This is a genomic window from Stenotrophomonas sp. B1-1 (assembly GCF_010894375.1).
GTDB lineage: Bacteria > Pseudomonadota > Gammaproteobacteria > Xanthomonadales > Xanthomonadaceae > Stenotrophomonas.
Genome location: NZ_JAAIUZ010000031.1, coordinates 42,311 through 62,407 on the forward strand (window position 1 = coordinate 42,311; position 20,097 = coordinate 62,407).

Below are 20,097 nucleotides of genomic sequence, written 5' to 3' on the forward strand. Positions count from 1 at the left end.
TCGGTCAGTCGCGCTTGCCGTGGCGGGGCACGAAGGCCAGGGCCTTTTCGTATGCCGGCTTCAGCTCGTCCTGGGCGCCGACGTCGATACCCATCTCGCTCACCCGGCCGTCCTTCAGGCTGTACACCCAGCCGTGCACCATCAGCTTCTGGCCACGCGCCCAGGCGTCTTCCACGATGGTGGAGCGGCACAGGTTGGCGACCTGTTCGATCACGTTCAGTTCGCACAGGCGTGCGTGCTTGAGCTCGTCATCGTCGATCGCATCGAGGATGGCCGCGTGCTTCTGTGCCACATCGCCCACGTGGCGCAGCCAGTTGTCGGCCAGGCCGACGCGGGTGTTGTGCAGGCAGGCGTGCACGCCGCCGCAGCCGTAGTGGCCCACGATCAGGATGTGCTTCACCTTCAGCTGGTCCACCGCGTACTGCACCACGCTCAGGCAGTTCAGGTCGCTGTGGGCCACCACGTTGGCCACGTTGCGGTGCACGAACACCTCGCCCGGGGCCATGCCGATGATCTGGTTGGCCGGCACGCGCGAATCGGAACAGCCGATCCACAGGTATTCCGGATGCTGCTGCTTGGCCAGCTGGTGGAAGAACTCAGGGTCTTCCTTTTCGATGCGGTCGGCCCATTCGCGGTTGTTCTGCAGCAGCTTGTGGATGTCTTTCATGTTCGTGTGTCCCTGACGTCAGGTGGGCGCACGAGGCGGCCCAGCCGGCCGCGTCGTGGTGGGGAAACGGGCGCTCAGCCGCCGGCGGCGGCCTCGTCGCGGTGCCAGCGCATCCACTGCGCCAGCTCGGTGGATGCGGGGGTGTGCAGCTCATCCAGCGCAGCGATCACGGCCAGCTGGTTGGCTTCGGGATGGTTCTGGCTCAGCTTCAGCTTCACCTGCACGTGTTCAACCTGGAAACGGAAGCCGACGATGGCGCGCAGTTCCGGGCCGTGTTCGGGGCGGTCGGCCTCGAACTGCCACTGCTGGCCGACACTGGCTTCGTAATGGTCGCTGATGGCGCCGACCAGGTCGGCCAGTTCGGTCGGGTCGTCGAACCGCTGCAGCTGCCCGCGCAGTTCGGCGGCCGCGTAGTTCCAGGTGGGAACGCGTGCGGCGGGTTCCTTGTCGGGGTACCAGCTGGCCGACACGTACCCGTGCGGGCCATCCACCAGCACCTTGGCCGGGCCGTCGCGGCGCGACTGCGGGTTGGCCCGGGCCCAGTGCCCGCGCAGTTCGATCCGGGTGCCCTGGCGCTGGTACAGCACCGGCATCCGGGTCAGTTCAGGCAGGCCGTCCTCACCGGTGGTCAGCACGGTGACAAACGCATCGCGGGCCAGCAGGCGGTCCAGCCAGCGCAGGTCGGTTTCGGCGAAGGCGCGCGGGGTGAACATCGGCCTGGGCTCAGGCGCGCCCGCCCAGCGACTGCACCATGCGGCCGCGCAGGCCTTCATCGCTGCCGGCCTGCGGCGGCTGTACTTCATGCAGGCTGAAGCCGCGGACCAACGCGTCTTCTTCGTCCAGACCGTCGTACTCGACGAATTCGGCATCGAACAGCTGCGAACGGGCAGTATCTTCGCTGTCGTAGCTCAGCGTGTTGCCATCGCTGTCCAGCACTTCGGCGGTGCCGGCCGGGCGCACGCGCAGGCGGGCCCAGATCAGGGTGTTGCCAAGGCTGGCCAGCCACCAGCTGTCGCGGGCGTCGTTGTTGTCGTTCATGTGCGTATTACCAGAGCGAGGCCAGCCAGAGCAGGGCAGCCATGCCCAGTCCGGCCAGCAGGGTCAGCAGCGATACCCAGGCCGGCGTCGCCAGCCCGGACAGCGAGCGGTCCGGCTGCTGGCGATAGTCGCGGCGCAGCAACCAAGCCAGGGCGTCGGGCTTGAGGAAGGCGCCACTGCCAAAGCGCGCGGCGAGCGCCGGATGGCGGTCGCGCACGTGTACCAGGGTCAGCGGCCAGAAGATCACGAAGGCACTGAACCCGGCCACTGCAACGCCGACGAAACAGAGGGCGAAGAACAGGGTCATGGGGGCAGTACCTCCGTGCTCGTGTGGGGCTTAGAAGTCCGCGCTGCCCGGGGCGCGCGGGTAGGGAATGGCATCGCGGATGTTGGACAGGCCGCAGACGTAGACCACCAGGCGCTCGAAGCCCAGGCCGAAGCCGGCGTGCGGCACCGAGCCGTAGCGGCGGAAATCGCGGTACCAGCTGTAATGCTCGCGATCCAGGCCGAACTGCGCCATGCGCGCGTCCAGCACGTCCAGGCGCTCTTCGCGCTGGCTGCCGCCGATGATCTCGCCGATGCCCGGGGCCAGCACGTCCATCGCGGCCACGGTCTTGCCGTCGTCGTTCAGGCGCATGTAGAAGGCCTTGATGTGCTCGGGGTAGTTGGTCACCACCACCGGGCGGCCGACGTGTTCTTCGGTCAGCCAGCGCTCGTGCTCGGTCTGCAGGTCCAGGCCCCATTCGACCGGGAAGTCGAACTTCTTGCCGGACTTCTGCAGCAGGCTGACCGCATCGGTGTAGTCGATGCGCTCGAACGGCGCGTTGATGAAGTCTTCCAGCTTGGTGATCGCGTTCTTGTCCACGCGCTCGGCGATGAAGGCCAGGTCGTCACCGCGCTCGTTCAGCACGGCGCGGAACAGGTACTTCAGGAACTCTTCGGCCAGGCGCGCGTCTTCGGCGAGGTCGGCGAAGGCGATTTCCGGCTCGATCATCCAGAACTCGGCCAGGTGGCGGGTGGTGTGGCTGTTTTCGGCGCGGAAGGTCGGGCCGAAGGTGTACACCTTGCTCAGCGCCAGGCAGTAGGCCTCGACGTTCAGCTGGCCGGACACGGTCAGGAAGGTTTCCTTGCCGAAGAAGTCGCGGCTGAAGTCGATCGCGCCCTTCTCGTCGCGCGGCAGGTTCACCATGTCCAGGGTGGACACGCGGAACATCTGGCCGGCGCCTTCGGCGTCGGAGGTGGTGATGATCGGGGTGCTGATCCAGTTGAAGCCGTTCTCGTGGAAGAAACGGTGCACGGCCTGGGCGAGGCAGTTGCGGATGCGGGTGACCGCGCCGAACAGGTTGGTGCGCGGGCGCAGGTGCGCCACTTCACGCAGGAACTCCGGCGACATCGGCTTGGGCTGGATCGGGTAGGTCAGCGGGTCTTCGACCCAGCCGACCACTTCCAGCGCACTGGCCTGGATCTCGAACGACTGGCCCTTGCCCTGCGACTTCACCAGGGTGCCGGTGGCGATGACCGAGCAGCCGCTGGTCAGGCGCTTGATCTCGTCGAAGTTGCCCAAGGTGTCGTTGGCCACGACCTGGATCGGGGCGAAGCAGGAGCCGTCGCTCACATTCACGAAAGCCAGATTCGCTGAACCGCGCACCGTGCGCACCCAACCGCGTACCGTGACTTCGCCGCCTTCCGGGATCTTCCCGGCAAGCGCATGTTCAACGCTGACCACCGTCATGACTTGAATCCTCTGCTGATCGACTCGATCTGTGAACACGGGAGTTTACCGGTTGCAGCGTTCTGCTTGCGAGGCATTTTTCGCGCCGCTGGGCTCCTTATAATGTCCCCGTACCCCTGGAGTGAGCCTCATGGCCGTCAGCCTGACCCCCATCGCCTTCGAGCGCGTGCAGCGCTTCGTAGCCCAGACCCCCGGCGCCCTGGGCCTGCGCTTCGGCGTGACCAAGACCGGTTGCTCCGGCTGGGGCCATGTGACCGACCTGGCCCGAGACGAGCGCGAGGGTGACACCGTGTTCGACCAAGACGGGGTGAAGATCTACGTCGATGCCAAGAGCCTGGCCCTGGTGGACGGCACCGTGATCGACTTCGGCAAGCACGGCCTGAGCGAAACGTTCACGTTCAGCAACCCGAACGCCACCGCCGAGTGCGGGTGCGGTGAAAGCTTCACCACCGACGCCGACAAGGCCTGACGCGCGGTCCCGGCGCCCGCCGGGCATGGCCCGGCGCTACCCCGCCCGCTATGGCCCGCCGCAACCCCGCCGGCGAAAGGCCCGGCCAACCCGCCTGGCAGGTGCCCACCGCAACCCGCCTGGTAGGTGCCGACCTTGGTCGGCACGAAAGGACCCACGGATGGAACGCCCGGTTTTCACCTACCACCCCAACGCCTACGCGACCGCCTTCGAAACGGTCGATGGGGTCTGTGACGGCTGCGGCCAGTCGCGCGCGCTGCGCTATCGCGGGCCGTTCTACACCACCCGGAAGCCCGACTACCTGTGCCCGTGGTGCATTGCCGATGGCAGTGCGTCGGCACGTTTCGAGGGCGAATTCACCGGCTGGACCGATATCGAGGGGGTGTCGCCGGACCCGGCCGACCCGCTGCCGACCATCCCGCGTGAGATGCTGCTGGAGATCTGCGAGCGCACCCCGGGCTACCCGTCCTGGCAGCAGTCGGTGTGGCTGAGCCATTGTGAACGGCCGTGTGCGTTCCTCGGATTCGCCAGCGGCGAAGACCTGCTGCCGATCCTGGACCAGGTCCGGCCGGACGTGGCGGCGGTCAATCCGCGCTACGCCGACGGGGTATTGGAGTGCCTGACCCGTGATGGCGAGATGGTCGGTTGCCTGTTCCAGTGCCTGCAGTGCGGCCAGCACCGCCTTCACGTCGATCTGGGCTGACACCGTCACCGTTCAGGCTTGGTAGGTGCCGACCTTGGTCGGCACGAGATCCAGGCCCGGCGGGTGCCGACCTTGGTCGGCACGACGGCACGACGGCACGACGGGCCGGGTTGCCCGCCACCCCCATCTGCGCCATAATGCGCGGCTTCCTGCCCTCTGGGCGGGAACCCTTGCCCCACCGCGGTATCCACGGCGGGGGGCTGTCCGGCCGCAAGGCCACATCCGAAAGGTAGAAAAAACATGAGTCGTCATTACGAAATCGTGTTCATGGTCCACCCGGACCAGAGCGAGCAGGTCCCGGCCATGATCGAGCGCTACAAGTCGCTGGTCGAGAACGGCAACGGCACCATCCACCGTCTGGAAGACTGGGGCCGCCGCCAGCTGGCGTACCCGATCCAGAACCTGGTGAAGGCGCACTACGTGCTGCTGAACATCGAAGCCGACCAGGCCGTGCTGAACGAGCTGACCGAAAGCTTCCGCTTCAACGACGCCGTGCTGCGCAACCTGGTCATCAAGCGTGACGAGGCTGACACCGAGCAGTCGCTGATCATGAAGAGCAAGGACGAGAAGGGTGACAAGCCGGAGCGCGGTGAGCGCCGTCGTCGTGACGACGAAGAAGGCGAGTCCACCACCACCGCTGACAACGAAGCCGGCGACGACGCCGCTTCCGCCGCCTAAGGAGCCTTCCCATGTCCAAGTTCTTCCGTCGCCGCAAGTTCTGCAAGTTCACGGCTGAAGGTGTGAAGGAGATCGACTACAAGGATCTCAACACCCTGCGCCAGTACCTGACCGAGAACGGCAAGATCGTGCCGAGCCGCGTCACCGGTACCAAGTCGAAGTACCAGCGTCAGCTGGCGACCGCCGTCAAGCGCGCTCGCTTCCTGGCCCTGATCCCGTACACCGACAACCACGACGTCTGATGCCCGGCGGGGCGGCCCCGTGCCGCCCCGCTGTGCCAGCTATTCGGACAGCCACAGTTGCGGGGCGCTGCCTCGCTAACGAATAACTTATCTGGAGCACTACCATGCAGCTGATCCTCCTGCAGAAGGTCACCAACCTCGGCAACCTGGGTGACCTGGTCACCGTCAAGCCGGGCTACGGCCGTAACTTCCTCGTGCCGCAGGGCAAGGCCGTGCCGGCCACCGAGAGCAACAAGGCCGAGTTCGAAGCCAAGCGCGCCGAATACGAAGCCAAGGCACAGTCCATCCACGCCGAAGCTGAAGCCCGCAAGGCCAAGCTGGAAGGCGCGAGCGTGACCATCGCCGCCAACGCTTCGACCGAAGGCAAGCTGTACGGCTCGGTCGGCGCCCGCGAAATCGCCGATGCCTTCACCGCTGCCGGCCTGGAGCTGAGCAAGAGCGAAGTCATCCTGGGCGAAGGCGCCTTCCGCAACATCGGTGAATACGACGTCCTGGTGCACCTGCACGCCGACGTGGAAACCACCGTCAAGGTTGTGGTCGAAGCCGAAAAGGCCTGATTCCGGGCCAAAAGGCCGGGTATCACCAGAACGGGCGCCCGCAAGGGTGCCCGTTTTGTTTCGGGCGATAGTCGGGTATGTAGAGTCGAGCCATGCTCGACTGGTTGTTCAGGTGGTCTGGATGACGAATCGACCGCAGTCCATTGAAGGTGCGGGAATGTTGCGTTCAAGCAGCAGGTATCCCATTCCGCCGACAAGAATTCCTCGATGCGTTGGCGCTGCCCGGTTCAAGCGGGAACTGTTGATCTGGAGGATGAATTCCCGTCCTTCACTGCAATCATCCTGGAGCCAGGTAGGAATTCCGCCGATTTTGGCGATTCCATTTTGGGCGTCATCTGGGATGGAAGCTGCGCCAGTGTTGATCAGACACGGGTCAAATGGGAGTGCTGCGCTGCGTGCACCGAGCGCGTGAGGTACATAGGCGATGACACGTCCGCCAGCCTGTATAGCGGTCTCGATATAGGCATCATCACGAACGTCATAGGGTGTGAAAATCGAAACGCAGAGATTCGCTTTGATAGCGATCTTCGGAGCGTGCGCTTGAACGAACGGCGCAGGCAGGCTCGCAAGATGAAGCATTGGCTTTCCCTTGGCGTCGCAAGGCCAAGGAGTATCGGGAGACAGGTATGGGGCGCCTCCCAAGAAAGCGCAGCCCGGAGCTTGGCCATAATTTTCGAATACAAGTTCTCTGTACATGGATGAGTCCGATGGCGTTGAGGGCCGAGCCAGCGATGACCTGTTCTTGTCCGGTCTGATAAGTCATGGCCGGCCGATGTCGGGCAACTGACTTGGCCCGTCCCTCAAGTCGTCTGGATGACGAATCGACCGCAGTTTTTCGAAGGTGAGGGAATGTTGCGATCAAGCAACAGATAGCCCATCCCCCCGACCAGGATTCCTCGATGCGTCGGAGCTGCCTTATCAAGATCGAATTCGTCGAATTGAAGGGCGAACACTTGGCCCTCCGATTCGTCATCCTGCAGCCAGTAAGGCCGCCCACCAATCTTCGAACCTCCGTGAGGTGCTTCGCCCTCAGCCACCGCCGTCCCGGCGCAAATGTGGAGTGGTCCAATCGGAGCGCAGGGAGAAGGCGTCGGTTCACGCCCGGGCCAGTGAGCAATTACACGGCCGCCGTGGTTCATGGCTTCTTCGAATCTCTGCTCGCCCGAGGTGAGGTATGGCGTGAAGACCGAAATGATCAGCCCGGGCGCTAGGTCGAGTCCGGGGACGTGGTTTCGAATGAATGTGGTCGGAAAGCTAGCCAGGTGAAGCAACGGGTGTCTATGGATGCTGGTTGGCCAAGGGGCGCGGGCATCCAGCCAAGCGGTTCCTCCGAGCACGGGAACAGTCGCCGCGTCGTAGGTGGGGGTAAATGAAAGCGGTCGGTACATCCGTCCATCCTGCACAGCTTCTGTTGTGCAGGGCTGCGACTCGGTTCAGTAACCAATAAATATCAATAACTTGCACTTTGCTCGTTGCCTGGGTAGTCCCGCGCGCCGGGCGTAAAGCGACATCGGGGTCCACTCCACGGGCTCTCCGCGCCCGTCATCCCGCCCGTGGAACATTCGCCCCGCTATACTCATTCCATTGCGTCACCCTTGGCCTTGTTGAATTCTTTTGAAATCAAGGGCTTGAGGTGCTGGCTGACCTGACATCCACTATGGTGGCGGCCGTAAGGCCCTTGCCCGGAACCCAATCACGCCATGCGTCTTTCCACGATCAAGCTGTCCGGCTTCAAGTCGTTCGTCGATCCGACCACCCTGCACCTGCCGACCAATATGACCGGCGTAGTGGGGCCCAACGGCTGCGGCAAGTCGAACATCATCGACGCCGTGCGCTGGGTCATGGGCGAAAGTTCGGCCAGCCGCCTGCGCGGCGACTCGCTGACCGACGTGATCTTCTCCGGTTCCAATGCCCGCAAGCCGGTCTCGCAGGCCACCGTCGAGCTGATCTTCGATAATTCGGACCACACGATTTCCGGCGAGTACGCCTCGTTCAACGAAATCTCGGTCAAGCGCACCGTCAGCCGCGACGGCACCAGCAACTATTATCTGAACGGCACCAAGTGCCGTCGCCGCGACATCACCGATCTGTTCCTCGGTACCGGCCTGGGCCCGCGCAGCTACTCGATCATCGAGCAGGGCATGATCAGCCAGATCATCGAGGCGCGCCCGGAAGACCTGCGCGTGTACCTGGAAGAGGCCGCCGGCATTTCCAAGTACAAGGAACGCCGCAAGGAAACCGAAACCCGCATCCGCCATACCCGCGAGAACCTGGACCGGCTGGGCGACCTGCGCGATGAGATCGGCAAGCAGCTCGAACACCTGAAGCGCCAGGCCAAGCAGGCCGAGCAGTACCAGGCGCTGCAGGAAGAGCGCCGGGTGAAGGACGGGCAGTGGAAGGCGCTGGAATTCCGCGGCCTGGATGGCCGTCTTTCCAAGCTGCGCGAAGGCTTGTTGCAGGAAGAGACCCGCCTGCAGCAACTGATTGCCGAGCAGCGTGAAGCCGAAGCCCATATCGAAACCTCGCGCGTGCGCCGCGAAGAGGCGGCCGACGCTCTGAACACCGCACAGGCGGCGGTCTACCAGGTGGGCAGCACGCTCGCCCGGGTGGAACAGCAGATCCAGCACCAGCGCGAGCTGTCGCAGCGTCTGCACAAGGCGCGCGACGAAACCCAGCAGGCGCTGGCCGAGCTGGGCCAGCACATCAGCGGCGACGAGGCGCGCCTGGGCGTGCTGCGCGAGGCCGTCGAAGACGCGACCCCGCAGCTGGAAGCGCTGCAGGAAGAGAACGAGATCAAGCAGGAAAGCCTGCGCGAGGCCGAGGACCGCCTGGCCAGCTGGCAGCAGCGCTGGGAACACCACACCTCGCAGAGCTCGGAGGCCTCGCGCGCCGGCGATGTCGAGCGCACCCGCGTGGACTACCTGGACAAGCAGATCCTGGATGCCGACCGCCGCCGCGAGGCGCTGGTGGCCGAGCGTGCCGGCCTGGATGTCCAGGCGCTGGAAGAGGCGTTCGAACAGCTGCACCTGCAGCACGACACGCAGAAGACCGCGCTGGACGAGCTGACCGAAGCGGTCGAGCACCGCAAGGAAGGCGTGGCCGCCGTGCAGGAACAGCAGCGCGCGGGCCAGAACGAACTGGCCGAGCTGCACAAGCAGGTCAATGGCCTGCGCGGGCGCCTGGCCTCGCTGGAAACCCTGCAGCAGGCCGCACTGGGCCAGGAGCAGGGTGCTGCGGTGGCCTGGTTGCAGTCGCACGGCCTGGATTCGGCGGCGCGTGTCGGCGAGCGTCTGGACGTCGATGCCGGCTGGGAAAATGCCGTTGAAAGTGCGCTGGGCGAACTGATCGAAGGCGTGCTGGTCGATGACCCGTCCGGTCTGGTCGATGCGCTCGGCGAGCTGGGCGAAGGCCGCATTGCGCTGGTCGCCAGCGATGACGCCGCGCTGGATGTGGCGCCGACCTCGCTGGCCGCGCGCGTGCGTGGCCCGGTGGCGATCCGTCGCCTGCTGGCGCACCTGCATGGTGCCCGCGACCTGGCCGAGGCCAAGACGCTGCAGGCCGGTCTGCCCGAAGGCGATTCCATCATCACCCAGCACGGCGAGCGCCTGGGCCAGGGCTGGCTGCGCGTGTCGCGCTCCGGCGCCGCGCAGCAGGGCGCCTTGCTGCGCGAACGTGAGATCAATGAGCTGCGCGAACAGATCGAACAGCTGCAGGATCGCGAGGCCGAGCTGGAAGAGCGCTTGGCCGGCCTGCGCGAGCAGTTGCTGGCCGCCGAGCAGCAGCGCGAGGACGCGCAGCGCACGTTGTACCAGGCCCATCGCGGCGTATCCGAACTGGCCGGCCAGCTGCAGGGCCAGCAGGGCAAGGTGGAGGCCGCGCGTGCCCGCATTGACCGCATCGAAGGTGAGCTGAAGCAGTTGCTGGAGACGCTGGACGCCAACAACGAACAGGCGCGCGAAGCGCGTTCGCGGCTGGAAAACGCGGTCAGCAGCATGGGCGACCTGGAATCGACCCGGCAGGGCCTGGAAGGCGAGCGCCGCCAGCTGACCGAAGCGCGCGATCTGGCCCGTGATGCTGCACGTGCGGTGCGCGAGCGTTCGCATGCGCTGGCACTGACCCTGGAATCGCAGCGTGCGCAGCTGGCGTCGCTGGGGCAGGCGCTGGAGCGCATGAGCACCCAGCGTGGCCAGCTGGATTCGCGCCTGGGCGAACTGCACTCGCAGCTGGACGATGGCGATTCACCGGTGGAATCGCTGCAGGCCGAGCACCAGCGTGCGCTGGAAGAACGCGTACGCGCCGATCGCGTGCTGACCGAGGCGCGCACCCTGCTGGACGGCATCGATGCCGACCTGCGCACCTATGAACAGACCCGCCACCAGCGTGACGAGCAGGCGTTGGCGCAGCGTGAGCGTATTTCGCAGCGCCGGCTGGACCAGCAGGCGCTGGTGCTGAGCGCCGAGACCCTGCAGGCCGCCGTGGAAAAGGCCGGTTTCGTGATGGCCGAGGTGCTGGAGGCGCTGCCGGACGATGCGCGCCTGGGCGAGTGGGAGCAGGCCGTGCACCAGATCGACGCGCGCATGCGCCGGCTGGAGCCGGTGAACCTGGCCGCCATCCATGAGTACGGCGAGGCCTCGCAGCGCTCGGACTACCTGGATGCGCAGCACACCGACCTGACCACCGCGCTGGAAACCCTGGAAGATGCGATCCGCAAGATCGACCGCGAAACCCGCGGGCGCTTCAAGGACACCTTCGACCGGGTCAACGCCGGCGTGCAGGCGCTGTATCCGCGCCTGTTCGGTGGCGGCCATGCCTACCTGGAACTGACCGGCGAAGACCTGCTCGACACCGGCGTGACCATCATGGCGCGCCCACCGGGCAAGCGCGTGTCCAGCATTTCGCTGCTGTCCGGCGGCGAAAAGGCGATGACCGCGGTGGCCCTGGTGTTTGCCATCTTCCAGCTCAACCCCGCGCCGTTCTGCCTGCTGGACGAAGTGGACGCGCCACTGGACGAGGCCAACGTCGGTCGCCTGGCCAACATGGTCAAGGAAATGAGCGAGAAGGTGCAGTTCCTGTTCGTCAGCCATAACAAGGCGACGATGGAAGCGGCGCACCAGCTTTCCGGCGTGACCATGCGCGAACCGGGCGTCAGCCGCCTGGTCAGCGTGGACCTGGAAGAAGCCGCGCGATTGGCGGGCGCGGCCTGACGTGCCATTCTAGTTACCTGAATGAACTAGCCGGAGAACCCATCGAATGTCCGACACGGCACTGTTGCGCATCGGCATCCTGGCCGCCGGCCTGCTGCTGGTGGCTGCGATCTTCCTGTTTGGTCGCCCCAAGAAGAAGCCGCAGGGGCGCCGCGTGGACGGCCCCGAGCCGGCTGCGGGCGAGCGCCGCGAACCGGTACTGGGCGAGGACGGCGTACCGCTGGCCGAGACCCGCAGCGAACCCGGCCTGGGCGAAGAGGGCCAGCAGGCCGAGCTGGGCCTGGCCGATGCAGACGGCGCGGCCAACGACCTTGGCAAGCGCGCCACCCAGGATTTTGACAAGATCGTTTCGCTGTTCGTGGCCGCCCGCGCGGGCGAACAGCTGCGCGGCGAAGACATCGTGGTGGCGGCGGAAAAGACCGGCCTGGTATTCGGCCACATGAACGTGTTCCACCGGCTGGTGGAAGGCCACCCCGAGCGCGGCCCGATCTTCTCCATGGCCAGCATCATGAAGCCGGGCAGCTTCGACATGGCCAACATCCGCGCCATGGAAACCCCGGCCATCGCCTTCTTCCTGACCCTGCCGGCGCCGCTGACCGCGCTCGATGCCTGGGAAAAGATGCTGCCCACCGTGCAGCGCATGGCCGAACTGCTCGATGGCGTGGTGCTGGATGACAGCCGCAACGCCCTGGGCCGCCAGCGCATCGCCCATATCCGTGACGAACTGCGCGCCTACGACCGCCAGCACCAGGCCCCGCCGCTGACCAAGACCCCGCGCTGGTAACAGCGCCAGTCGAGCATGGCTCGACTCTACATATCGGCGCAACTTTGTAGAGTCGAGCCATGCTCGACTCAAAATACTACGGCGACCGATCAAACCAACGGCACCACGCAAACGGATGATCGCCAAGCTGCGCCGAAAGGCCCGCGCGTACGGGATTGGCGGCGATGTACAGCGCCTGGCTTTTCAAGGATTCGTCGCACCGTACTGCGTGGTCATAGTAGCCACGCTGCCAGAGAGGGCCGTCGGTCCCAACCAGACGGCTGCAGCGCGACTTCATCATCTGCACCGACGCAGCAAGAGTTCCTGAGCGCAGTTGCATCAACCAGTGCACGTGGTCGGGCATGACCGCTCAGGCAAGATTGATGCATCGGCCCTCCTGCTGGATCCATTGCAGTCCCGCAACGATGACGGCGGCGCGTTCTGGATCGTCAAAGTAGCGACGGCGTTGATGGGTGACCGTCGTGATCGCATAGACATTCCGCACCTGCGACCAACGGCCTTTCAGGAGAAGTGGACTGGGCATGCCTCAGCATTGGCTGGGCAAGGTAGCTTGGGTATCGCTTGAATGCGGTCAGGTTTGTAGGAAAGGCCCCAGTCGAGCATGGCTCGACTCTACAAACCGGCCCTGTCACGCGCAGTCGAGCATGGCTCGACTCTACAGATGGGTCGCCCTCGGCGTCATGCCGGTACGCCGGCCACCTTTGCAAACGCGCGGCGGAATGCTGCCATCTCCGCTTCGGTCCCCACGGTGATGCGCACGCGCTGCGGCCAGATCGGCCAGCTGCGGCCGATCACCACGCCGTTGTCGGCCATGTCCTTGGCAAAGGCACTGCCGTCGCGCTGCACATCCACCACGAAGCAGTTCGCTTCCGACGGCACGCAGCTGAAACCGCGCTTGCCCAGCCAGGCGATCGTGGCCTGGCGTACCTGCGCGTTCTGCTGGCGCCGCTGCGGCACCAGCTGCGCGTCGCCCAGGCTGGCCAGCGCTGCGGCCAGGGCAGGTACGGGCAGGGGGTTCTCGCCCAGGCTGGACAGTTCGCGCAGGCGCTCGGGATGGGCGGCGGCCACGCCCAGGCGCAGGCCGGCCATGCCATACAGCTTGGAAAACGTGCGCAGCACGATCAGGTCATCGCGCTGGGCGACCTGGCCGATCAGGCTGGGCTGGTCGCTGTACTGCAGGTAGGCCTCGTCCACCAGCACACGGGTGGACGCCGGCTTGTTGGCCAGCAGCCAGGCCAGTTCGGCCGGCGCGCTGATCGATCCGGTCGGGTTGTTCGGGTTGCAGACGTAGATCAGGCCGCTGGGCCGTGCGTGCGCCGCTGCCACCATCGCGCGCAGGTCGTGCGCGCCGTCCTCGCGCAGTGGCACCTTTGTTACCTGCGCGCCGCGCGCAGCAGCCAGGTCACCCAGCGCCTCGAAGGTGGGGTCGGCCACCACCAGCGCAGACTGCGGCCCGGTCCAAAGCGTGGCGGCGCGGTTCAGGGGTTCGCTGGAACCCGGGTACAGGCGCACATGGTCGGCCGGCACGGCGTTCTGGGTGGCGAAGACATCGCGCACCTGCCCGGCCAGCGCAAACTGATAGCGGCCGCTGCCGGCGATGCTGTCGCGAGCGGCCTGTTGGGCGGCGGGCGCAGGGCCGTAGGGGCACTCATTGAAGTTCAACAGCACTGGGACAGCTGCCACGGGCGCCGGTTGCGCTGCAGCAGCGCGGGGCAGACCCGTGCCGGCAACAGCCAGGCCGACGCCGGCCAGGTGCAGGAAATGGCGGCGCGATGTGGGCAGGGTCACGGGCAGGATTCCAAGGGGCGGTTGCCGCACGCTAGCGCTGGTGGGGCAGGGCGGCAAGCCCACCGCCCGGTAGAGTCGAGCTTGCTCGACTGCCTTGCTTCGGTAGAGTCGAGCTTGCTCGACTGGGCTGGAAAAGCAGTCGAGCAAGCTCGACTCTACAAATACGGCAATACGGGGCCTGACGGTCGGGCGCGGTAGAATTCCCGGCCATCCCAGAACCACCGGATTCCGATGAGCCCCAGCCCCGCCGAACGCGCCGAGGATCTCCGCCGGCAGATCGCCCAGGCCAACCGTGCCTATCACGAGCTGGATGCGCCGGAAATTCCCGATGCCGACTACGACCGCCTGGTCCGCGCGCTGGAGGCACTGGAGCGCGAGCATCCCGAGCTGGCCCGCGCCGACAGTCCGACGCAGCAGGTGGGCGCGCGCCCGTCCGGCCGCTTCGCCGAAGTCGCCCACGCGGTCCCGATGCTGTCGCTGTCCAATGCGTTCAGCGATGAGGAAGTGGCGGACTTCGTGCGCCGTATCGACGAGCGCCTGCGCCGTGGCGCGCTGCGCTTTTCCGCCGAGCCGAAAATGGACGGCCTGGCGATCAGCCTGCGCTACGAAGACGGCCAGTTCGTGCTGGGCGCGACCCGCGGCGATGGCAGCACCGGCGAGGACGTGACCGCCAACCTGCGGCAGATCGCCGATATTCCCAAGCGCCTGCAGGGCAGTGGTTGGCCCGATGTGCTGGAAGTGCGCGGCGAGGTGTACATGGCCCGCGCCGATTTCGAGGCCTACAACGAACGTGCGCGCCTGCACGGCGGCAAGGTGCTGGCCAACCCGCGCAACGCAGCGGCGGGATCATTGCGCCAGCTCGACGCGAAAATCAGTGCCCAGCGTCGGCTCAGCTTCTTTGCCTACGGCACCGGCCAAGTGCAGGGCGGCGAGCTGCCGGACACCCATTCGGGCACGCTGGCGCAGCTCGGGGCCTGGGGTTTCCCGGTCAGCGAGTTGTGCCAGGTGGTGGAAGGCAGCGACGGGCTGCTGGGCTACTACCGCATGATCGGCGAGCGCCGTGACGGCCTGCCGTTCGATATCGACGGCGTGGTCTACAAGCTGGACGATCGCGCCGGCCAGCAGACGATGGGCTTCGTTTCGCGCGCACCGCGCTGGGCCATCGCACACAAATTCCCGGCGCAGGAACAGAGCACCACGGTGGAGGCGATCGAGATCCAGATCGGCCGTACCGGTGCGGCCACGCCAGTTGCGCGCCTGGCGCCGGTGGCGGTGGCCGGGGTAATCGTGTCCAACGCCACCCTGCACAACGCCGACCAGATCGCGCGGCTGGACGTGCGCGTTGGCGACAGCGTGATCGTGCGCCGTGCCGGCGATGTCATTCCCGAAGTGGTCAGCGTCATCCTGGACCGTCGCCCGCCCAAAACCGCGCCCTGGCAGATGCCCACGCACTGCCCGGTGTGCGGTGCGGAGATCGTGCGCGAAGAAGGTGCAGCGGCATGGCGCTGTTCGGGCGAACTGTCCTGCCCGGCGCAGCGCAAGGAGGCCATCGCGCACTTCGCATCGCGCCGCGCCATGGATATCGACGGCCTGGGGGACAAGTACATTGAAACGCTGGTGGATGCCGGCATCGTGAAAAGCGTGGCGGATCTGTATCGCCTCAGCCGCGACACGCTGCTGCACCTGAAGCTGGTGCTCGATGCCGAAGATCCCTCGGCCCTGGCCGCGGCACTGAAGCTGCACGTGCCCGCCGAGGGCAGTGGCGCGGTGCTCACCGCCGTGCTGAAGCTGGACGCCGCCGATGCGGGCTGGCGCGCGCAGGCGCTGGTGCAGCCGGCCAGCTTCGAATGGAACACGAAGAAGATCGCCACCAAGTGGGCCGACAACCTGATCGCGGCCATCGATGCCAGCCGCGATGCCACGCTGGAACGCCTGTTGTTCGCGTTGGGTATCGAGCACGTGGGCGAAAGCACGGCCAAGGCACTGGCGCAGTGGTTCGGTGACCTGGAATTGATCCGCCACCTGCCGTGGCCGCTGTTCAAGCGCGTGCCGGATATCGGCGGTGAAGTCGCACGCTCGCTGGGGCATTTCTTCGAGCAGCCCGGCAACCAGCAGGCCATCGACGATCTGCTGCAGGTGGGGCAGGTGCGCATTGCCGATGCCCATCCGCCCAGCGCCAAGCTGCGCGAAGGGCTGGATCTGGCCCAGCTGCTGGTGGAGGCCGAGATTCCCGGCATCACCCGCCTGCGCGCGGAGAAGCTGGTGGCAGCGTTGCCGTCCGCGCAGGCGGTGCTGGACGCCGAGCACGGCCAGTTCGTCAACGCCGGCCTGCCCGATGACACCGCGCGCGGGCTGGCGCAGTGGCTGGACAGCGACGGCCATGGCGCAATGCTGCTGGCCGCCGAGCGCGCCATGCAGCACATCCTGGCCCACGCACCGGCCCTGGCCGAGGTAGTGGCCGGGCCGCTGGACGGGCAGACCGTGGTGCTGACCGGCACCCTGGCCCAGCTCACCCGCGATGTGGCCAAGGAACGCCTGGAAGCGCTGGGCGCCAAGGTGTCGGGCAGCGTCTCGAAGAAGACCAGCTTCCTGGTGGCAGGCACCGAAGCCGGTTCCAAGCTGGACAAGGCGCAGTCGCTGGGTGTGCCGGTGTGGGACGAAGATCGCCTGCTGGCCTATCTGGCCGAACACGATTGATGAACCCGCCGGGCGCCGCGTGCGCCCGGCCTGAAGCAAGAGAGGACTACCGATGCAGATCGCCCCGCTGGATTTCCGCCTGGCCACCCGTGCCGATGAAGAGGCATTGATCGCCTTGATGCGCGATTTCTACGCCGAAGACAAGATCGAATTCGATGATGCCCGCGTTCGCCGTGGGGTCGATGCGCTGCTGGCCGACCCGCGCAATGGCGAGGTGCTGCTGTGGCTGGACGAAGCCGGCGAGGTGGTCGGCCATGCCGTGCTGGCGATGGGTTTCAGCCTGGAGCAGGGCGGCCATTTCGTGCTGCTGGACGAGCTCTACCTGAGCCATCGCGCACGTGGCCGTGGTCGTGGCAAGCAGGCGCTGGCCATCTGCGAACAGCGTGCACGCGGCCGCGGCGTCACCCGCCTGCGGCTGGAAGTGAACCACCACAACGAGCTGGCACGCCGCCTGTACCTGGCCAGCGGCTATATCGATGACACCCGCAGCCTGCTGACCCTGCCGCTGGACCATCCGCGCGCCGAGGGCATCCTGTGAATCCGCAGCTGATGCGCACGCTGCAGCAGCGAGCGGCGTTGAATGCGCTGCTGCGCCGCTTCTTCGCCGAACGCGATGTGATGGAAGTGGAAACGCCGATCCTGTCGGTGGCCGGCAATACCGAGCCGAACATCGACAGCTTCCATACCGATTTCAGTGGTCACGTCGATGCCGGTGGCCGCCGCCGCTGGCTGCGCACCTCGCCCGAATATCCGCTCAAGCGTCTGCTGGCGGCTGGCGTGGGCGACTGCTACGAGCTGGGCCGGGTGTTCCGCAACGGCGAAGCGGGCGGCCGCCACAACCCCGAATTCACCATGCTGGAATGGTATCGGGTCGGCTGGGACCACCACCGTTTGATGCACGAAACCGCCGAGCTGGTACGCCAGGCGCTGGCCCTGGTGGGACGCACCGCCAGCCTGCGCGTGCTCAGCTATCGCGAGCTGTTCCAGCAGCATGCCGGGGTGGATCCCTTCGCTGCCGACGAGGCAGCACTGCGCGCGGCGCTGGGCGAGGTGCACATCGACCCGGTCGGGCTGACCCGCGATGACTGGCTGGACCTGCTGATGACCCATCGCATCCAACCGCACTTCGATGACGCGGTGATGACGGTGGTCCATGACTGGCCCGCCAGCCAGGCGGCGCTGGCCCGCATCCGCGCCGGCAGCCCGCCGCTGGCCGAACGCTTCGAGCTGTACCTGGGCACGGTGGAGCTGGCCAACGGCTACCACGAACTGAACGATGCCCATGAACAGCGCGCGCGCTTCAACAGCGATCTGCAGCGCCGCCACGCGCGTGGCCAGGTGCAGCCGGCGCTGGATGAGGCGCTGCTGGACGCACTGCCGGGCCTGCCCGACTGCGCAGGCGTGGCGGTAGGCGTGGACCGCCTGCTGATGGCGATGAACGGCACGCCGCGCATTGCCGATGTGCTGGCCTTCGACTTCGCCCATGCATGAGTGTGGCGTGCGCGCGTTCTTCGCGCCGCCGCTGCACGGCCTGAACGGATCGAGCACATTCCACGCTTGATTCAGCAACGGCGATGATGCTCTTATCACGCCTGATGCCAGACACTGGCAGCGTGGTTATCGACTCGGTTGGGGAAAGCTTTGGTCAAGTGGTTGGCGGTCGTAGCGGCACCGGTGTACGCCATGGCGATATGGGGCGCGGTCATGCCGTTGCCGGCGTCGGCGCAGACCGGTTATGACGGCCAGGTCATCACCTGCGAATCGCGCGACATGGGCTGGGTGCACTGCGACCTGGACGTCACCAATGGCGTCGATCTGGTGCGGCAGTTGTCCAGCAACAGCTGCATCCGCGGCAGCGAATGGGGCACCGACCGCAGCGGCGTGTGGGTCACCCTGGGCTGCCGCGCCGAGTTCCGCGCACGCCCGGCAGCCGGTACTGCGGCCACGACGGCCAGCCCTGATGCCGGCAAGCGCCTGGTGCGCCGGGTGGTGCGCTGCGAATCCAGTGGTCGGCCGCAGAGCTGCCCCGTGCGGCTGGACGGCGCGCCGGTACGGCTGCTGCGCCAGTTGTCGGTGCTGCCGTGCCGGGAAGGGCAGGGCTGGGGCTACAAGCGCAATGAAATCTGGACCAGCCGTGGCTGCCAGGGCGATTTCGAGGTGGCCGACGAACAGGGGCGCTTCGTCGATATGCCGCGCCGGCTGACCTGCGAATCCAAATCCAAGCGGCGTCGCTTCTGCGGGGCCAGCATTAGCGCCGGCGCCGTGGTGTCGCGGCAGATTTCCGGCACCGCCTGCGTGGAAGGGCAGACCTGGGGCTGGAACCGCAACGGGATCTGGGTGGACGGCGGCTGCCGGGCCGAATTCTCGGTGAATTGACCGCCCGGCAGGGCCACGGGGCAGGGGCTGGCCCTACAATGGGCCCATGAACACTGCCACCGATCTCGATTACGCCCGTTACGACCACATCCGCCCGATCCTGTGGACCGGCGACGCGCTGCAGCTGCTGGACCAGCGCAAGCTGCCGTTCGTGGTGGAACACGTTGCCTGCCATGACAGCGACGAAGTTGCCGCCGCCATCCATGCGCTGACCGTACGTGGCGCGCCGGCCATCGGCATCGCTGCGGCCTGGGGCGTGGTGCTGGCCGCGCGCGACGTGCAGGCCGCCGACGGCGCGCATGCGCTGCAGCAGCTGGAACCGGCGCTGCAGCGCCTGAATGCCTCGCGCCCGACCGCAGTGAATCTGGCCTGGGCGCTGGCGCGCATGCGCCGCGCGCTGTCCGCCGCCGGCGCCGACTGGAAGGCCGTGCTGGAAGCCGAGGCGCAGGCCATTGCCGAAGAAGACCTGGCCGCCAACCGCCACATGGGCGCACTGGGCGCGGGTCTGATCGAGGCCGGCAGTGGCGTGCTGACCCACTGCAACACCGGTTCGCTGGCCACGGCCGGTTTCGGCACTGCCCTGGGCGTGATCCGCGCCGGCATGGCCCAGCAGCGCATCGCCCGGGTGTTTGCCGGCGAAACCCGGCCGTGGCTGCAGGGCGCCCGCCTGACCGTGTGGGAACTGCAGCAGGACGGCATCGATGCCACCCTGATCGCTGATTCGGCCGCCTCGCACCTGATGAAGACCGGCGCGGTGCAGTGGGTGATCGTCGGCGCCGACCGCATCTGCGCCAATGGCGATACCGCCAACAAGATCGGCACCTACCAGCTGGCCATCGCCGCCCGCCACCACGGGGTGAAGTTCATGGTGGTGGCACCCTCGTCCACCGTGGACATGGATACCGTGGACGGCAGCCAGATCGAGATCGAGCAGCGCGACCCGGGCGAGCTGTACGGCGTGGGCGGTACCCGCACCGTGGCCGAGGGCATCGCCGCCTGGAACCCGGTGTTCGACGTGACCCCGGGCGAGCTGATCGACGCCATCGTGACCGAGCGCGGGGTCATCCTGAACCCGACCTTGGAAAACATGCGGGCCGCGTTCGGCGGTTGACGGACAGGCGGGGTCAGAGCCCTTTCCTGCGGAAAGGGATCTGACCCCGGC

General features: G+C 66.6%; 21 protein-coding genes. 12 read left to right on the forward strand and 9 right to left on the reverse strand.

The window, feature by feature from the left end:
• Positions 1-4: 4 nt before the first annotated feature.
• From can to asnS, 5 genes are all read right to left on the reverse strand, one after another.
• Complete coding sequence (gene can / locus G4G00_RS20135) at positions 5-667, reverse strand: carbonate dehydratase (protein ID WP_108750013.1); 663 nt, start codon at positions 665-667, stop codon at positions 5-7.
• A 74-nt stretch (positions 668-741) separates the two neighbouring features.
• A complete protein-coding gene (locus G4G00_RS20140) occupies positions 742-1,380 on the reverse strand; it encodes an FMN-binding negative transcriptional regulator (protein WP_164276066.1) in 639 nt (212 codons plus the stop codon).
• Positions 1,381-1,390: 10 nt separating this feature from the next.
• A complete protein-coding gene (locus G4G00_RS20145) occupies positions 1,391-1,705 on the reverse strand; it encodes a hypothetical protein (RefSeq protein WP_108750011.1) in 315 nt (104 codons plus the stop codon).
• A 7-nt stretch (positions 1,706-1,712) separates the two neighbouring features.
• On the reverse strand, positions 1,713-2,012 hold the full coding sequence (locus G4G00_RS20150) for a hypothetical protein (RefSeq protein ID WP_005410232.1): 300 nt from the start codon (positions 2,010-2,012) through the stop codon (positions 1,713-1,715).
• Positions 2,013-2,042: 30 nt separating this feature from the next.
• Positions 2,043-3,437, reverse strand: a complete 1,395-nt coding sequence (gene asnS, locus G4G00_RS20155; protein ID WP_108750010.1) for an asparagine--tRNA ligase — start codon at positions 3,435-3,437, stop codon at positions 2,043-2,045.
• Between the two features lie 130 nt (positions 3,438-3,567).
• Here asnS and G4G00_RS20160 point away from each other — a divergent pair, with 130 nt between their 5' ends.
• The 5 genes from G4G00_RS20160 (at position 3,568) to rplI (ending at position 6,086) form a co-directional block, all read left to right on the forward strand.
• Positions 3,568-3,906 carry an iron-sulfur cluster assembly accessory protein gene (locus tag G4G00_RS20160; protein ID WP_006452998.1) on the forward strand — a complete coding sequence of 113 codons (339 nt, stop codon included), beginning with the start codon at positions 3,568-3,570 and terminating at the stop codon, positions 3,904-3,906.
• A gap of 160 nt (positions 3,907-4,066) precedes the next feature.
• Positions 4,067-4,609, forward strand: a complete 543-nt coding sequence (locus tag G4G00_RS20165; protein ID WP_164276069.1) for a CbrC family protein — start codon at positions 4,067-4,069, stop codon at positions 4,607-4,609.
• A 240-nt stretch (positions 4,610-4,849) separates the two neighbouring features.
• Entirely contained in the window at positions 4,850-5,287 is a 438-nt protein-coding gene (gene rpsF, locus G4G00_RS20170; protein ID WP_049445625.1) for a 30S ribosomal protein S6, read from the forward strand.
• Between the two features lie 11 nt (positions 5,288-5,298).
• Positions 5,299-5,529: a 30S ribosomal protein S18 gene (rpsR, locus tag G4G00_RS20175; RefSeq protein WP_002804494.1), complete on the forward strand. Its 231-nt coding sequence runs from the start codon at positions 5,299-5,301 to the stop codon at positions 5,527-5,529.
• Between the two features lie 104 nt (positions 5,530-5,633).
• On the forward strand, positions 5,634-6,086 hold the full coding sequence (gene rplI / locus G4G00_RS20180) for a 50S ribosomal protein L9 (protein WP_164276072.1): 453 nt from the start codon (positions 5,634-5,636) through the stop codon (positions 6,084-6,086).
• A 108-nt stretch (positions 6,087-6,194) separates the two neighbouring features.
• Here the strand turns inward: rplI and G4G00_RS20185 are convergent, their stop codons facing one another.
• Positions 6,195-6,665 carry a DUF1963 domain-containing protein gene (locus tag G4G00_RS20185; protein ID WP_325051502.1) on the reverse strand — a complete coding sequence of 157 codons (471 nt, stop codon included), beginning with the start codon at positions 6,663-6,665 and terminating at the stop codon, positions 6,195-6,197.
• Positions 6,666-6,886: 221 nt separating this feature from the next.
• The gene (locus G4G00_RS20190) at positions 6,887-7,474 is read right to left on the reverse strand and encodes a DUF1963 domain-containing protein (RefSeq protein WP_159093999.1); all 588 of its coding nucleotides are present in this window, start codon (positions 7,472-7,474) and stop codon (positions 6,887-6,889) included.
• Positions 7,475-7,786: 312 nt separating this feature from the next.
• Here G4G00_RS20190 and smc point away from each other — a divergent pair, with 312 nt between their 5' ends.
• Both smc and zipA read left to right on the forward strand, forming a co-directional pair.
• A complete protein-coding gene (gene smc / locus G4G00_RS20195; RefSeq protein ID WP_164276075.1) occupies positions 7,787-11,290 on the forward strand; it encodes a chromosome segregation protein SMC in 3,504 nt (1,167 codons plus the stop codon).
• Positions 11,291-11,336: 46 nt separating this feature from the next.
• Positions 11,337-12,074 carry a cell division protein ZipA gene (gene zipA / locus G4G00_RS20200; RefSeq protein WP_108753528.1) on the forward strand — a complete coding sequence of 246 codons (738 nt, stop codon included), beginning with the start codon at positions 11,337-11,339 and terminating at the stop codon, positions 12,072-12,074.
• Positions 12,075-12,150: 76 nt separating this feature from the next.
• On the opposite strand, the gene G4G00_RS22155 is transcribed toward zipA, so the two are convergent.
• Together G4G00_RS22155 and G4G00_RS20210 are read right to left on the reverse strand one after the other, a co-directional pair.
• On the reverse strand, positions 12,151-12,417 hold the full coding sequence (locus G4G00_RS22155) for a hypothetical protein (RefSeq protein ID WP_343161378.1): 267 nt from the start codon (positions 12,415-12,417) through the stop codon (positions 12,151-12,153).
• 335 nt (positions 12,418-12,752) lie between these two features.
• Entirely contained in the window at positions 12,753-13,862 is a 1,110-nt protein-coding gene (locus G4G00_RS20210) for a pyridoxal phosphate-dependent aminotransferase (protein ID WP_108753526.1), read from the reverse strand.
• Between the two features lie 225 nt (positions 13,863-14,087).
• On the opposite strand from G4G00_RS20210, the gene ligA reads away from it, so the two are divergent.
• The 5 genes from ligA (at position 14,088) to mtnA (ending at position 20,046) form a co-directional block, all read left to right on the forward strand.
• Positions 14,088-16,559: an NAD-dependent DNA ligase LigA gene (gene ligA / locus G4G00_RS20215; protein ID WP_205515585.1), complete on the forward strand. Its 2,472-nt coding sequence runs from the start codon at positions 14,088-14,090 to the stop codon at positions 16,557-16,559.
• A gap of 52 nt (positions 16,560-16,611) precedes the next feature.
• Positions 16,612-17,097, forward strand: coding sequence for a GNAT family N-acetyltransferase (locus G4G00_RS20220; RefSeq protein ID WP_108753524.1), 486 nt, complete (start codon positions 16,612-16,614; stop codon positions 17,095-17,097).
• Positions 17,094-18,050 carry an EF-P lysine aminoacylase EpmA gene (gene epmA / locus G4G00_RS20225; RefSeq protein WP_164276081.1) on the forward strand — a complete coding sequence of 319 codons (957 nt, stop codon included), beginning with the start codon at positions 17,094-17,096 and terminating at the stop codon, positions 18,048-18,050. The genes G4G00_RS20220 and epmA overlap by 4 nt, the downstream gene beginning before the upstream one ends.
• A gap of 150 nt (positions 18,051-18,200) precedes the next feature.
• Positions 18,201-18,935 carry a DUF3011 domain-containing protein gene (locus G4G00_RS20230; protein ID WP_108753522.1) on the forward strand — a complete coding sequence of 245 codons (735 nt, stop codon included), beginning with the start codon at positions 18,201-18,203 and terminating at the stop codon, positions 18,933-18,935.
• Positions 18,936-18,981: 46 nt separating this feature from the next.
• Positions 18,982-20,046, forward strand: coding sequence for an S-methyl-5-thioribose-1-phosphate isomerase (gene mtnA, locus G4G00_RS20235; protein ID WP_108753521.1), 1,065 nt, complete (start codon positions 18,982-18,984; stop codon positions 20,044-20,046).
• Positions 20,047-20,097 lie beyond the last annotated feature (51 nt).

Excerpts from the sequence above, each read along its gene's own strand:
- can (WP_108750013.1), bottom strand. The coding sequence starts at position 667 with ATGAAAGACATCCACAAGCTGCTGCAGAACAACCGCGAATGGGCCGAC.
- G4G00_RS20140 (WP_164276066.1), bottom strand. The coding sequence starts at position 1,380 with ATGTTCACCCCGCGCGCCTTCGCCGAAACCGACCTGCGCTGGCTGGAC.
- G4G00_RS20145 (WP_108750011.1), bottom strand. The coding sequence starts at position 1,705 with ATGAACGACAACAACGACGCCCGCGACAGCTGGTGGCTGGCCAGCCTT.
- G4G00_RS20150 (WP_005410232.1), bottom strand. The coding sequence starts at position 2,012 with ATGACCCTGTTCTTCGCCCTCTGTTTCGTCGGCGTTGCAGTGGCCGGG.
- asnS (WP_108750010.1), bottom strand. The coding sequence starts at position 3,437 with ATGACGGTGGTCAGCGTTGAACATGCGCTTGCCGGGAAGATCCCGGAA.
- G4G00_RS20160 (WP_006452998.1), top strand. The coding sequence starts at position 3,568 with ATGGCCGTCAGCCTGACCCCCATCGCCTTCGAGCGCGTGCAGCGCTTC.
- G4G00_RS20165 (WP_164276069.1), top strand. The coding sequence starts at position 4,067 with ATGGAACGCCCGGTTTTCACCTACCACCCCAACGCCTACGCGACCGCC.
- rpsF (WP_049445625.1), top strand. The coding sequence starts at position 4,850 with ATGAGTCGTCATTACGAAATCGTGTTCATGGTCCACCCGGACCAGAGC.
- rpsR (WP_002804494.1), top strand. The coding sequence starts at position 5,299 with ATGTCCAAGTTCTTCCGTCGCCGCAAGTTCTGCAAGTTCACGGCTGAA.
- rplI (WP_164276072.1), top strand. The coding sequence starts at position 5,634 with ATGCAGCTGATCCTCCTGCAGAAGGTCACCAACCTCGGCAACCTGGGT.
- G4G00_RS20185 (WP_325051502.1), bottom strand. The coding sequence starts at position 6,665 with ATGCTTCATCTTGCGAGCCTGCCTGCGCCGTTCGTTCAAGCGCACGCT.
- G4G00_RS20190 (WP_159093999.1), bottom strand. The coding sequence starts at position 7,474 with ATGTACCGACCGCTTTCATTTACCCCCACCTACGACGCGGCGACTGTT.
- smc (WP_164276075.1), top strand. The coding sequence starts at position 7,787 with ATGCGTCTTTCCACGATCAAGCTGTCCGGCTTCAAGTCGTTCGTCGAT.
- zipA (WP_108753528.1), top strand. The coding sequence starts at position 11,337 with ATGTCCGACACGGCACTGTTGCGCATCGGCATCCTGGCCGCCGGCCTG.
- G4G00_RS22155 (WP_343161378.1), bottom strand. The coding sequence starts at position 12,417 with ATGCCCGACCACGTGCACTGGTTGATGCAACTGCGCTCAGGAACTCTT.
- G4G00_RS20220 (WP_108753524.1), top strand. The coding sequence starts at position 16,612 with ATGCAGATCGCCCCGCTGGATTTCCGCCTGGCCACCCGTGCCGATGAA.
- mtnA (WP_108753521.1), top strand. The coding sequence starts at position 18,982 with ATGAACACTGCCACCGATCTCGATTACGCCCGTTACGACCACATCCGC.